The sequence below is a fragment of the Aureliella helgolandensis genome, from assembly GCF_007752135.1.
Classification (GTDB): Bacteria; Planctomycetota; Planctomycetia; order Pirellulales; family Pirellulaceae; genus Aureliella; species Aureliella helgolandensis.
The window spans coordinates 2072212-2084775 of the sequence record NZ_CP036298.1; the positions used below are offsets into that span (position 1 = coordinate 2072212).

The following is a 12564-nucleotide window of genomic DNA, read 5'->3' on the forward strand; positions in this document are numbered from 1 at the left end:
ATGTGCGGTGGAATAGTCGGTGGAAAATTGATTTAGCGAAGCGTGAATTCAATGGTTTGCGGGTGCAAATCAATGGTTTGCTCAAGCATCCTGCGTTCCATTTCAGGCGTGGCATTGCAGAACCGCATGAAATAGATCGGTTCCATGCGACTCCGCATCCGCGCACTGAGGCGATAGGTCCCCTTCTTGCACAGCAAGTGCCCAGGAATCTTGTACCTCGCCATCTTGTGTCCCAGCGGCGGTATCGACTTCTGCTCCATGCGGATGAAGGGAGGGTGATTCATGACCGAAACCGGAATATTGGCGGGCCGCAAGAAGGGCAATTGATCGAAATCAACGTTTACCGGCAAATACATTTCGCGATCCGTTCCCTTGACGCCGGTAATCATGAATTGCGTTTGCAGATTGAATAATTGGAAGTCCGAAGGGATGATTCCCTTGCGCACTTGGAGTGAGTGTTGATTGGCAAGATCGCCATTTCCATCTAGATAGCCAGATTCCCACAACCATTCGCCATCTGGTCCGGTCAGGACGACATTCATCCACAGTTGTGGTTGAGCTCCCAGGGAACCACTGGGGTTGTTGTGCCCCTCGCTGATATTGCGGACTTTGAATTCAACCTTTAGATCGCGTCCCAACCTGGGCTCTTCGCGAAAGAATGGGCCTTCCACCTTCGAGCCTGCTTCCATGACGGCGATGGAGGATTCCTTTTTGATTTGCAGCAGTTCGAAATTGTCATCGAGAATCTTGCGCGCATCGCGTCGTTCGTCGACGGTATCCCATGGTGCGGGGAACGCTATCTGGAGTTGTTCTTCTTTGAGGCGTTTTTCGAATTCTTTCGTTCCCCAACCCGCGCGCCAATCAAAACTCATCCATTGATCGAGATCCCAGCGGAGCGCCTTTTCGTTGTGCGGGAAAATGCCGGGATGGGCAATGGAATTACTAGGTCCAAAAAACATGTGATTAGAATGCTTGCGAGCGGGATTAACGTTCTTGCCATTGACGACCGCGGCGGGCCCGGTGCTATAGCCAAACGGTTTTCCAGGCACTGTCCCCATGTGGCAATCCTGGCAACTCACACCCTTTTTGCAAGCTGGGCCTGCTCGATACTGTGACCAAACAACCTCCAAGGCGATTCCGGGATGCACTGCCACTTGATGACACGATTGGCAGAAGCCGCTCTGATCCAACTGTTCGAATTCGATGCCTCGCAAGTGAATTTGCTGTCCTGGCCCCTTGTCGTTTGGATCGACTTTGATCTTAAAGTTGTCCTTTTCTGCAATGGCTTTTGCTACGCCATCACCACCGATACTGGCACTGTAGACCGGTGCCTGAATGGGGCCGGGCTCGATGCGGCGTTCTCCATTCACACGTCCGTAAGCTTCTTTGACGCGGTGACAGGCTACACAGGTGATCCCTTCTCGATACACGTAGGGCGCATCGACAATCGACTCTTGGCGAGGGTAATTCAGTTGGGTTGCCACCGGTGCATGACAGCGCATGCAAAAGGTCCCAATCGTACCTTGGCTGAGTTGAGTAATCGCCTGTTCAAATTTCTGAAACATGGGAGAGATTGCGGCATAGGCGTGGGCACTCACTCGCCATTCGTCATAGATCTTTTGGTGGCACTTGGCGCACGTGACCGCCGAGGGGTAGCAATTCTCAGCGAATACCTCTGCGTGCGGATCTTCTCCATCGGCAAGTCCCGTGCGGGAGGGAGCATCCGTGCCATGTCCTGCACCGGGAATGGCCGATGGTGCGCTTGGGCCGATAGACTCCAGGGGGCCTGGCGGCTGTGCGTGGCGGTCGAGTGCCTCGCTGCTAAACAAATCACCACTGAGCAGATCACCCTCGAGTAAGGCGTCTACCGCTTGTCGCGTGGATTGGCCCTCCGACAGATGGGCCGCTCCGAGCACTTGCTGCATCGCTGCAGGGTAGGCACGCAACATTTCTCGAGCGGTTGGAGCTGCAGGGGCAGGCAAGGAGACGATGCGCGGCTGAGGGGTGGAATTCTCCGGCTCGACCACGGGGTTCGCGGGGCTGTTTTCCGCCGAGCTGGGGAGTTGCAGCCACTCTCCGCTGACGGGCTTGGTAGCAACTTGGACTTGGAAGGATGACTTTGATGTGGGCGTGCCAGGAAGCGTGCTGCCGCTAACCGTGCTGTCGGCAGGAGTTACGGCTAGGCCGACGCAAGTCCCTAGCCCCATCATGAATAGCCCGCTGAAAACCCCCAAAGCTCGGTAGGGAAGCGGCCGATTCGCACTGCGCATGCCAGCAGAGAAGCGTCGGATTTGGACTGGCTTACGCGTCCGTCGAGCAGCCATGCTCATTCCTCAAATACATCGAACAGGGAGTTCACGAAGATCCACATGGGACTGATATCGGCTCGCAAATTCGTTCAGACCAGATCAGAGATTACAACCATCCAACCCGCCTCAATCGCTCCATTTCTCCCAGACGTCCTATTGCCCTCACTCGGCAGAATTATTTGGTACTCGATTGAAAATAGGAATCAAGAAGGCGGCCGCCCCTTGCAGGTGTACTAGGTTATTAAAGCGAATCCTCTCATAAGTTGGAGCAAGAGCATGACGCACACTATCGAAGAGAAGCCCCCCTTTCGGTGCGCGATAGCTAAGCAGTATTCGGCTGCACAGCTAAAAATTAGCGGTAAAAAGTACAACATCTGCGTTCTGTCGATGACTTGCGACATGTACACGGTCAAGTTGCCGACCTGGCTGCTTGCCCGACTCGATCGAGCCCGTACTGCCGAACTTCTATTCCGCAGCGAGCATTGGGTTGTTCGCAAGGAGAAGATGATCGAATCGGACAGCAAGAGTTGTCAGATAAGCCTAAGGCGAATGCAGGACTTGGCTTGCAATCTACCGGGAGGGGTCCCGCGTCGAGCGCGTGCTAGTGGCGAGAAGGATTCTAAGATTTTGTTGTGGTTAACACTCGCCTTTGTCATTGCATGTTTCGTTACCCCGGGAATGTCAGATACCTTGGGGACGCGAGAAGCGTTGCGAAATGGTTCCCAAGCGATCCAGCAGCTGTTGGGAATTTCGATTTATTAGCCTCTTTTGAGGTTGGGCTGTTGGCACTTTGGTACCGGCAGTTAAGAATGGGGACGCTGCCGGCGTTCCCTGGTGGCCCAGTGCCACGAGCCGACCGACTCTGTGCAGTCGCAATCCTCACGCGAGTGGCCTCCTAGGACATTTCACGTGAGCCATTGGATGAGTGACATCGACCTTAAAGACTATATCCGCGACATTCCCGACTTCCCCAAGCCGGGCATTCTCTTTCGCGACATCACCCCCGTCCTATCCAGTCCCGCCGCCTTTCAGGCATGCATTGACAGACTGGCTGAACGCTACGCCGATCGGAAGATCGACGCGATTGTGGCAGCCGAGGCGCGAGGATTTATCTTCGGCGCGCCGCTCGCGCTCAAAATTGGGGCTGCGTTCGTTCCAGTTCGCAAGCCGGGAAAGCTGCCGAGCAAGACCCACAGCCATGTTTACGACCTTGAATACGGATCGGACACACTCGAAATCCACTCGGACGCCGTGTTGCCTGGCCAACGGGTCTTAATTGTGGATGACCTACTTGCCACCGGTGGTACAGTAGAGGCGTGCTTGAAACTGCTTGAGCATTTTTCGGTTGAGATAGTGGAATGCGCCTTTTGCATTCACCTACGTGGCCTAGAGGGTGAGAAGAAGCTAGCTCCCCACTCGGTCTACAGCCTTGTCGAGTACTGAGTAGCATAAAGGCTCCTATGGCGGACGACGAAACTGCTGAGCACCGGCCGGAAGAAACTTCGTACGAACCGGTTCCCGTCGAGGCAACAGAGGCTCTTGAGTCTCAGTTGGAGACCGGATCGAGCGTGCCCAATCCCTCCGAGCTACCCGAGGGAACTTCGTTTGGATTTCGCCGCGCCGCCGAAAAAGTGCGTTCCTTCCCACAGACCCCCGGGGTCTATTTGATGAAGGACGAGGCTGGCCGGGTAATCTATATCGGCAAAGCCAAGAATCTGCGTAGTCGGGCGGGAAGCTACTTTCTGAAAGCCGCCCGCCAGGAACAGCGTACCGCTACCTGGATCGATGAAATTTGCGACATCGACTTTCTGCCCTGTGAGAGTGAGGTGGATGCGCTGCTGGCCGAAAGCCGGCTGATCAAGGATGTGCAGCCCAAGCACAACAAAGACCTGAAGGACGATAAGAGTTTTCCGTATCTAATGATTACCACGCGAGAGGATTTCCCGCGTGTTGAGTTGACGCGCACGCCACCGACCAGCGGAGTCAAGCTCTACGGCCCATTTGCCAGTGCTGGAGCGCTGCGTGGAGCCATTCAGGTCTTGCAGCGCATCTTCAAATTTCGCACATGCTCCTTGGACATTACTGCGGAGGATCCGGCCTGGAAGTGGTTTCGGCCCTGTTTACTCGCCTCGATCAAGCAATGCACCGCACCTTGCAATTTGCGGATCTCGAAAGAGGACTATCGACTCGACATCAAACGCTTGCAGACATTTCTCGAAGGTGGAAAAACTCGCTTGCTGGGGCAATTGAAGAAGGAGATGCAAGTCGCTTCCAAGGAGTTGCAATTTGAGAAAGCTGCCCGGCTGCGCGATGAGATCACCATGCTCGAGAAGCTGGATGAACGCGGAGAATTGGATACTCACGTCCAGCCAGAAGTCTTTTACATCGATCCTAAGAAAGGGATGCTGGGGCTCCAAAAAGTGCTCAAGCTGCAGACTCCTCCACGCATTATCGAGGGGGTCGACATCGCTCACTTAAGTGGCAAGGAGACCGTGGCAAGTCTTGTCCAGTTCATCGACGGGCTGCCCAACAAGCCGGGGTATCGCCGCTACCGCATCAAGGATGTCAAGGGCGTCGATGACTTTCGCAGCATTCATGAAGTGGTTTCACGACGCTTTCGAAGCCTGCACGATCGTTCCGAGGCCTTTCCCGATCTGTTACTGATCGATGGAGGTAAGGGACAACTCAACGCCGCCTTGGCTGCCTTCCGGGATCAAGGGATTACACCACCCCCTCTGTTGTCTCTAGCCAAGCGTGAGGAAGAGATTTTCCTTCCGGGAGAATCCGAGTCGCTGCGTCTGAGTCGTCATGCGTTCGCTCTACGACTGCTGCAATATGTTCGCGATGAGGCGCATCGATTCGCGCAACATTACCACCATATCCTGCGAAGCAAGAATCAGTTTGATAGCTAGTAACCTCTGTGAGAGGGAACCAGCGTGACCTTACTCGACAAGGTAAACGTCGTTCGCCGGAGGGAATGGTGCACTGGGGGAGATTCTCAGGCCCAACAGATTCACGACACGCATGGTTCCTGACACAAAGGCGGCATCGATGTCCCCCTTGCCTGCAATCAAGGTATGGCCCCACTTGGCATAGACGCGGCCTTCCAGGTACCCGCCACCCAGCAGATCTTCCTGGACCAGAACGATTGGGCGTCGGTCATGGCGACGCTGAAAGATCGTCATACCGTCAAACGGACTGCCTGGCGAATTGAGCGGGCTGATGCGCGTGCCCAACAATCCCAACGTAATGATGGCGCTAGGGATCTGACTCGCCAATACGCTTGGCGGTGGATTGGTGCTTGAGTCACTCGCATCAGGCATGCCGCTGCTAGCGCTGTAACTCGCGGAATCGGTTAAGTAGAACATCACCCCTCGTGCGTCCACGTTGGCCAGGCCCGAGATCAACAAACCATGGCCGGTCACCGGATGTTGTCCGCGTATCACGTAGATTCCCGGCTCAAAGGTAACCCGGCCCGTCACGATATTGATCCAGTCGTAGACTCCCGGCGAAAGAACGATCGGGGGCGTGAGCAAGGGCAAGGCAATAACGATATTTTTAGTGCCACGGTACACATTGGAAACATTGGTTGGATCAATCGCGACCGTGGGGACTGGTAGATCCCTTAGCGGATCGGGTACTGGCAAGCGATTGGCTTGCAGCGGTGATTTACCGCCACCATCAAGCTGATGATAGAGAGCAAGATCGTCGACACCACCGACCGATCGAATCTCGGGTGCGTGTAAATGAGATAAGCCGAGCAGGGGAGTGCACGAGATGGAATGCGTAAGTAGCGGGCCGTCCACTCCTACGCTTTCCCCAAATTCATCCTCTCCGCTCCATTGCGTGTTGACTTGCACAGCACCATCGACCATCACCGGTCCCACGCCCAAGGCTTCCAAGCCACCCAACAGACTGTGCAGAGGTGGAAGTAAGACGGGCAACCCCAATATGGAGAAGGGATCCGGGGATGGATCTAAAACGACGAGTGCCGCGTCAATGTTGCTCGGTTCGAAGCCGGCCACGGAACGACTGCTGACGGTATTGCTGTGCGAGACGTTGAGAAGGTGGATGAGGTGGGTTGTAACCGATTGTTCAAGCTGAACTTCGACGAAATGAGAGTCGCCTGTATACTCGCCTGAGGTCGGTGGTGAGGCGATACTCGAAACGGCTAGCGTCATGGAGTTCAAGCTGCCAATCACATTTTCTGCGACTAATCGAGCGCTCGATAGATCCCCAGTCATTTGCAATTCGGCAGCCGCCGCCGTGGCAGCCGCATCGCAAACATCCTGAAGTCGTCGGGATTCAACCAACAGTTTTCCACCATCGAGCATTAGACCTGCTATGCCCAACATGAGTGGCAGAATCGCCACAAAGAAAACAGTAATTTGTCCTGCTCGCATTCGCCTATTCATCGTGTATCTCCAATTCATGCAGCCCCATAGAAACAAGGTACGTTCGATCTTACGCCGTACCAGCGATGTTCTCCTCAAGTCCTCTGTTTACGCCCTCTTCGATTTGTGCAGATCCCATGCTGCTCCCCACACGCAGCACTTCACACGGCTCGTCGTTCCTCTAAACCTGCCCTCGCTGGTTACCCCTCAAAATGACGCTACAGCAATGGATAGAGGAAACTAGTGTGCAATACGAATATGGCATGTATAGTGAAAAAGCTTATCGGTTAGATGGTCCACCAGGGGGATGATCGACGCGTTCTGATAATCCAAATGCACCACGACCAGGTCACCCGGGCTGTTCGTTCCATCACTCCACACTACCTCGAGTTCCACCTTGCTAGGATCCACCATGGTCAGAGCGCGTCTGGCCGCGTTGGCTACCGAGTTGTTGGCCTCGGCGTTGCACTGAATCGTTGCGGGACCGAGAGTATTGGCTCCGCTGCTCAAGTCGCCTGAAACGGAGACTAGCCTGGAGACATTTTGACAGGCTTCGGTCAGCGAGTTCACGCGCACAACGAGCAGCGAGAGCTCTAGAAAGCTCATCACAATCAGGAGCACGACTGACAATACAATCGAACTCTCAACGATGGTGGTTCCACGTCGCAACTTTTGTCGAATTCTACATTGGCTGCTCATTGTCATTCTTTCTCTCGACCGTAACGCGTCGGGTGACGTCAGTACTGAACAAACTCGCGGTGCAAGATGCTGCTCATCGGCGTTTTCAACTGGTGTCTAATCTACCGATAGCGCTGGACCACTAGAGAGCGTTCGATCGTAACGTCCTCGAATAGACCACCCCATGAGAATAGGATGGGGACGACACAGCTTGCTTGGATTCGCGTCGTATGTGAATTACCGCTGCCTAGTGAGATCGTGGGAACAACTTCGAGTTGCTCGACTTCACTTCGCACCGTGTCGGTAAAGATGGTGGTGACTTGATTGGCAATTTCGCTGGAGACTGCTGCTTGGGAATCACTCGTCACGCCGCGAGTCGCAACGTAGTCTGCCCCCATCCGTACTGAGTTGCCGAGGACCAGCGAGACGTGCAGCATGCGTCCCAGGTCGATGGAGGTAACTGCGGTACCGATGATGATTGGCAGTAGCAATGCGAGTTCAGTGGCCGCCACACCGCAGCGGCCTTTGCGTCTGGAGTTATGGGAATTCCCTCCGGAAGGAGTCCGCCGAGTCTTAGTTGCCTGCATTGGAGAAACTCTCGTAGATGGTGATTGCAGCGGGAGCAGCCAAGACCATGAAGACTGCGGGGAAGATAAAGATCAAGGTCGGTAGCAGGATTTTGACCGAAGCCTTCTGGGCGGCTTCCTCGGCCCTCAATTCACGCTGGGAACGCAGGCGATCGGAAAGCTCACGCATGGCACTGCCTAGGGTGGCACCAAACTTTTGGGATTGCCGAACGAAAGTACTGAACGCCAACAGGTCCTCTAGGTTGGTACGCGCGGCAAGATCGTCGATCGATTTTTCGAGCGTGGCGCCCAATTGCATATCGCGATCGCAACGCTGAAACTCCTCCGATAGTTCGGGGTGCGCAGGCTTGAGTTCTTCGCTCACGATGGAGATCATGGATTGGAGAGACACTCCCGACTCGATGCACGTGACAAATAGATCTAAGAAATCCGACATGGAATTGCGGAGTAGTTGATGTCGCTCCAAAATGCAATTTCTCAGCCACAGCGTGGGGAGTACAAAACCGATCAGAGACCCCACCCCACAGACGGCGATGGCTTGCTGGAAATTGAGAGTTCCAGACCAGACGACCAAGGGGAGGCAGACAAGCGGAAAGGTAATGGCCAACAAGCGAGCCAGAAAGAAGCCGACCAACGCGCTACGCTTGTACATTCCCGCATAACCGAGTTGATCGCTGAATCGAGTGGCCACCTGAGGTTGTTGGGGCAGGATGTAACCAGCTAAGCTCGCGTTCATGTAGTCGTGGAGCGCACCGAGCGAGGATTGTCCATCGCTGGGATCGCGACCCTCCAACTTCCTCAGTCGCTGACTGACCTTCCCATGAGAGCTTTGCACCGCATAGGTGCCGAGGAACAGCACGAAGGCTACCGCACCCATAAATGCAACCAAGGCAATCATGTATTGTGATTCGAATGTACCAAGCATCAATTTCTCCTAGAATCGTACGTTGACGATTTGACGAATCATTAGGGTGCCAATGATTTGTGATGTGGCCATGCCCATCAACAAATAGGGCCTATCCAGCAGTACGGCAAGATAGTTTGGCTCAACAAAATAGACGCCAATGAAAGCCAGGATAGGTAAAGCGGTTAAAACGTTGGCTTGCATTCGCCCCTCTCCAGTGATCGCTCGAACGCGAGCGTTGAACATCTCTCGCTTGCGCATGGCGACTGCCAAGCGATTATTGACTTCCGCTAGATTCCCACCGAGTTGATGGTTGAGGATCAACGCCGTGGAGAAAATTCGCATTTCGATCAAACCGGTTCGATTGGCTAGATCACGCAGGGCCGTCGCAAACGGTACCCCCAAATGTTGCTGTTCAGAACAGTAGGCGAATTCCTCGGAAATGGGCGCGGGGAACTCTGTTGCAACCGTGTGAAATGCCGTTGGCACCGATTGGGCAGCACGCAACGCACGGCTGATCAATTCGAACGCATCTGGCAGTTGTTTGCGAAGCTTCGTTCTACGCTGCTTGACCTTGAACATCAAATAGAAGATCGGCAAGATGGATGCAGCAATGGAAATGGCCATGGAGATTAACAGGTCCCCGCTCAGTACTACTCCCAGACAAGCCGCCAGCAGCCCCGCTAGTAAGCAGATTCCCAGCAACTGCGTCACTTGGATACGCACGCCTGATTTGGTAATCAGAGTCGCCAGATTGCCGGTAGAGTTGAGGCGATTCATGACGGCTTGCAGGATAAATTGATCTCGCTGCAACGTCTCTTCGGAGGCTGCAAAGGCGGACGGGCCCTGCGGCTGGAATTTGCGTCTCAATCGCTCCGAAGTAACCCATCGGCGACGATAGACCAAGTCGTACGCAAAGCTGCCTACGCACAATATGCCAAAAACAACGCAAGCGAAAACAGCTGCGGAGGTAACAGATCCTGTCACGGGAAACTCCTTACTTTAGATGCTTTGAGCCGGTGGAGTAGCGAACGGCATATCGCCGCAGAATGCCTTGACTTTGTTCAATATTTTGGGTGGTTGGTTGTGACGTTTGAAGTGACCATTGAATCGCTTGGCCGAATCATCCCAATGCTCGTCGTACGAGAAAATGTCGGTGAGTTCGATGATTCCATTGACGCAGTCAGCTACTTCCGAGATTTGGACCACTTTGCGTCGCCCATCCTCGGCTCGGGCGAGTTGGACGATAATCTGAACTGCAGAAGCGATCTGTCGAGCGATCTGACCTTCGGACAGTTGGAAGCCTGTGAGGCCGACCAGCATTTCGAGGCGTGAAACTGCGTCGCGAGTACTGTTGGCATGCAAGGTTCCAAGACTACCTGAGTGTCCCGTGTTCATGGCTTGCAACATATCGAACGCCTCTGCACCTCGGCATTCACCGAGAATGATGCGATCGGGGCGCATCCGCAAGGCATTCCGCAGGAGATCGCGAGCATTGACTTCCCCAGTTCCCTCCAGGCTGGGTGGTCGAGCTTCCAGTCTCGCAACATGTGGTTGCTTCAGCTGTAGTTCGGCAGTGTCTTCGATCGTGACAATGCGCTCGTTGGGGGGGATAAAGGACGAAAGGATGTTCAGGAAGGTGGTCTTGCCTGTGCCTGTGCCACCCGTGATCAAGATGTTTGCTTTGGCGCGCACGCAGGCGGCTAGAAAAGTCAGCATCTCGTTGGTGAGGGCATCGCTCTGAAGCAGCTCTTGAGCCGTAATGGCGTCGGGTCGGAAGCGCCGAATGGATACAAGTGCTCCATCGATCGCCAAGGGAGAGATGATGGCATTCACTCGACTACCATCCGGCAGACGCGCATCGACCATTGGACTCGATTCGTCCACACGCCGTCCGACCTTGCCGACAATCCGCTGAAGTATGGTTAGCAGATGTTCATTGCTGTGGAACTTGACATGCGACTCGCGCAGCACGCCATTCTCTTCGATAAATACGTTGTCGGGGCCATTGATGAGAATGTCACTGATCGATGGATCTCTCAGTAGCCGTTCCAGTGGGCCAAAGCCAAGTGTTTCGTCGACGAGTTCTTCGACCAGGGCAATTCGTTCCACGGGGCTCAGGATTTCGGAACACCCTCGGCAAATCTCCTCCGCCGAGCGCTGTAGGACTACCCGCAGTTCGCTGTCGGTCAGCTTCTGAACCAGTCCTCGGTCCAGTGATTTGATCAGCAACTGATGCAAATCTTTGCGTTTGGGTTTCGATAGTACGTTCCCCGGATTCGCCTTGGAAGCAAATCTAGGAGTACCTTCAACTGTCGCTGCCCCTATCATCTCAAATCCTTCACGTGTTGAATTACTAAGTGATCTGTTTGGCGAGTTTCGATAAGGATTGGCCCAGTTTGGACCCGATGAATTCGCTCACGATTGGATTGCCGATATTGCAGGCCAGGGATGCGATGGAATCATCCGGAAGCGAGAAATCGACATTGCGTCCTAGGGCTTGTTTGACCTGTTGAGCCTCCAAATCCACCTTGCGATTGCATCGGTTGGCCACCAGTAAGATGCGGTCCTCGGCTATCCCCGCCTTTTGAAGTTGAATCATCAAGCTGCGGCACTGTACAAGACACGGGAATTCCAACCGCAGGACAATGATGATCATGTCGCTGAACCGCAGAATGTTGATGTATTCGCTGTGATGCGGTGGTGGGCAGTCCACCAGCACATGCGAATTGGACTGTGCAGTCCACCACAGTAGTTTTGCGCTGGTCTTAAGATCCAACTTGAACTGCCGGCGTTCATTGCTGCGACTGGACAGCAGTTTTAGGCCTGACTTGTGATGGGCAAACACTTTTTCAAGCATCTCCTCATCCATGTGGTCCGAATGGTCGTAGACATCTTGGATCAAGTGTTGCGGTTCGAGATCGAGCAGAAGCGAGGCGGTCCCCATGAAGGGGTCGAGTTCCAATAAGCACGACTTGTAAGGTGAACTGCTGAGCGCAACCCCCAGATTGACAGCTACGGTGCTCGCACCACAACCGCCAGCCGGGGAGATGACTGAGATGACTTTTCCACTTTGTTTTTCGGGCATGTCGCGCTTTAAACGCACGATGCATGCTTCAATCTCTTGCTCGAAGCGATCCGAAGAATCTATACAGTCGAATGCACCAGCACGCACCAAATCTACTACGTAGCGCGGGTCGGACATCTGTCCCACCACGACGATGGGCAGGGTCGATATTTCACATAGCTTCGAAACCGCCAGCGTGTCTTTGGCGACATCGTTCTCTCCGTGATAGAAGAGGATGTCACTATTGACCGCATTGGACTTCAGGTGCGTGAATGCATGGGTGTAGTCGAAAACCTCTGAAACGACGACACCGGAGGCGGTGAGTCGGATTCTTAAAGCTTCTGAATGCGCGGTGTTTACCGCAATGACAATCGATGCTGCACGCATACCAATACCTTTGCACGTCATCCTACGAATCGGAAAGGCATGTCAATTTCGGTCGCATCCAAACGCTGCCAGTTTGGAATGCGAGTACCGCATGCGTCTCATTGAACGCGCATGGGTGGCTGTGAGGATTGCTGGCTACTGCCCTGGTTGCTTTCGCCAGTTCCCCATCAGAACGTCGCATTCCACGGTCACTACATTACGTAGTGGGGCCCGGTGAATACGAAATTAGGTGGCTGGA

Annotated in this window: 11 protein-coding genes; 3 read left to right on the top strand and 8 right to left on the bottom strand. The window is 54.1% G+C overall.

The genetic code is table 11. From position 1 onward, the window contains the following. Window positions 1–32: 32 nt before the first annotated feature. On the bottom strand, window positions 33–2324 hold the full coding sequence (locus tag Q31a_RS07295) for a multiheme c-type cytochrome (RefSeq protein WP_197356383.1): 2292 nt from the start codon (window positions 2322–2324) through the stop codon (window positions 33–35). Between the two features lie 261 nt (window positions 2325–2585). Here Q31a_RS07295 and Q31a_RS07300 point away from each other — a divergent pair, with 261 nt between their 5' ends. The 3 genes from Q31a_RS07300 (at window position 2586) to Q31a_RS07310 (ending at window position 5221) form a co-directional block, all read left to right on the top strand. Next, the gene (locus Q31a_RS07300) at window positions 2586–3071 is read left to right on the top strand and encodes a hypothetical protein (protein ID WP_145076109.1); all 486 of its coding nucleotides are present in this window, start codon (window positions 2586–2588) and stop codon (window positions 3069–3071) included. A 159-nt stretch (window positions 3072–3230) separates the two neighbouring features. Then, window positions 3231–3752 carry an adenine phosphoribosyltransferase gene (locus Q31a_RS07305; RefSeq protein ID WP_145076112.1) on the top strand — a complete coding sequence of 174 codons (522 nt, stop codon included), beginning with the start codon at window positions 3231–3233 and terminating at the stop codon, window positions 3750–3752. Between the two features lie 17 nt (window positions 3753–3769). Beyond that, the gene (locus tag Q31a_RS07310) at window positions 3770–5221 is read left to right on the top strand and encodes an excinuclease ABC subunit UvrC (RefSeq protein WP_197356385.1); all 1452 of its coding nucleotides are present in this window, start codon (window positions 3770–3772) and stop codon (window positions 5219–5221) included. A 30-nt stretch (window positions 5222–5251) separates the two neighbouring features. Here Q31a_RS07310 and Q31a_RS07315 read toward each other — a convergent pair whose 3' ends face one another. The 7 genes from Q31a_RS07315 to Q31a_RS07345 all read right to left on the bottom strand — a co-directional run bounded on the left by Q31a_RS07315 (window position 5252) and on the right by Q31a_RS07345 (window position 12326). Beyond that, a complete protein-coding gene (locus Q31a_RS07315) occupies window positions 5252–6724 on the bottom strand; it encodes a Tad domain-containing protein (protein ID WP_197356386.1) in 1473 nt (490 codons plus the stop codon). Between the two features lie 219 nt (window positions 6725–6943). Next, window positions 6944–7402: a TadE/TadG family type IV pilus assembly protein gene (locus tag Q31a_RS07320; protein WP_145076118.1), complete on the bottom strand. Its 459-nt coding sequence runs from the start codon at window positions 7400–7402 to the stop codon at window positions 6944–6946. Between the two features lie 101 nt (window positions 7403–7503). Further along, window positions 7504–7968 carry a TadE/TadG family type IV pilus assembly protein gene (locus Q31a_RS07325; RefSeq protein WP_145076121.1) on the bottom strand — a complete coding sequence of 155 codons (465 nt, stop codon included), beginning with the start codon at window positions 7966–7968 and terminating at the stop codon, window positions 7504–7506. Next, the gene (locus tag Q31a_RS07330; RefSeq protein WP_145076124.1) at window positions 7955–8893 is read right to left on the bottom strand and encodes a type II secretion system F family protein; all 939 of its coding nucleotides are present in this window, start codon (window positions 8891–8893) and stop codon (window positions 7955–7957) included. Before Q31a_RS07330 ends, Q31a_RS07325 begins: the two co-directional genes overlap by 14 nt. 9 nt (window positions 8894–8902) lie before the next feature. Continuing rightward, window positions 8903–9859: a type II secretion system F family protein gene (locus Q31a_RS07335; protein WP_145076127.1), complete on the bottom strand. Its 957-nt coding sequence runs from the start codon at window positions 9857–9859 to the stop codon at window positions 8903–8905. 15 nt (window positions 9860–9874) lie between these two features. Continuing rightward, window positions 9875–11104: a CpaF family protein gene (locus tag Q31a_RS07340; protein WP_231691104.1), complete on the bottom strand. Its 1230-nt coding sequence runs from the start codon at window positions 11102–11104 to the stop codon at window positions 9875–9877. Window positions 11105–11228: 124 nt separating this feature from the next. Further along, complete coding sequence (locus Q31a_RS07345; protein ID WP_197356388.1) at window positions 11229–12326, bottom strand: AAA family ATPase; 1098 nt, start codon at window positions 12324–12326, stop codon at window positions 11229–11231. Between the last annotated feature and the right edge of the window lie 238 nt (window positions 12327–12564).

Coding starts and splice junctions, on each gene's coding strand:
- Q31a_RS07315 (WP_197356386.1), bottom strand. CDS start 6,724: ATGAATAGGCGAATGCGAGCAGGACAAATTACTGTTTTCTTTGTGGCG.
- Q31a_RS07320 (WP_145076118.1), bottom strand. CDS start 7,402: ATGAGCAGCCAATGTAGAATTCGACAAAAGTTGCGACGTGGAACCACC.
- Q31a_RS07345 (WP_197356388.1), bottom strand. CDS start 12,326: ATGCGTGCAGCATCGATTGTCATTGCGGTAAACACCGCGCATTCAGAA.
- Q31a_RS07295 (WP_197356383.1), bottom strand. CDS start 2,324: ATGGCTGCTCGACGGACGCGTAAGCCAGTCCAAATCCGACGCTTCTCT.
- Q31a_RS07325 (WP_145076121.1), bottom strand. CDS start 7,968: ATGCAGGCAACTAAGACTCGGCGGACTCCTTCCGGAGGGAATTCCCAT.
- Q31a_RS07305 (WP_145076112.1), top strand. CDS start 3,231: ATGAGTGACATCGACCTTAAAGACTATATCCGCGACATTCCCGACTTC.
- Q31a_RS07300 (WP_145076109.1), top strand. CDS start 2,586: ATGACGCACACTATCGAAGAGAAGCCCCCCTTTCGGTGCGCGATAGCT.
- Q31a_RS07310 (WP_197356385.1), top strand. CDS start 3,770: ATGGCGGACGACGAAACTGCTGAGCACCGGCCGGAAGAAACTTCGTAC.
- Q31a_RS07330 (WP_145076124.1), bottom strand. CDS start 8,893: ATGCTTGGTACATTCGAATCACAATACATGATTGCCTTGGTTGCATTT.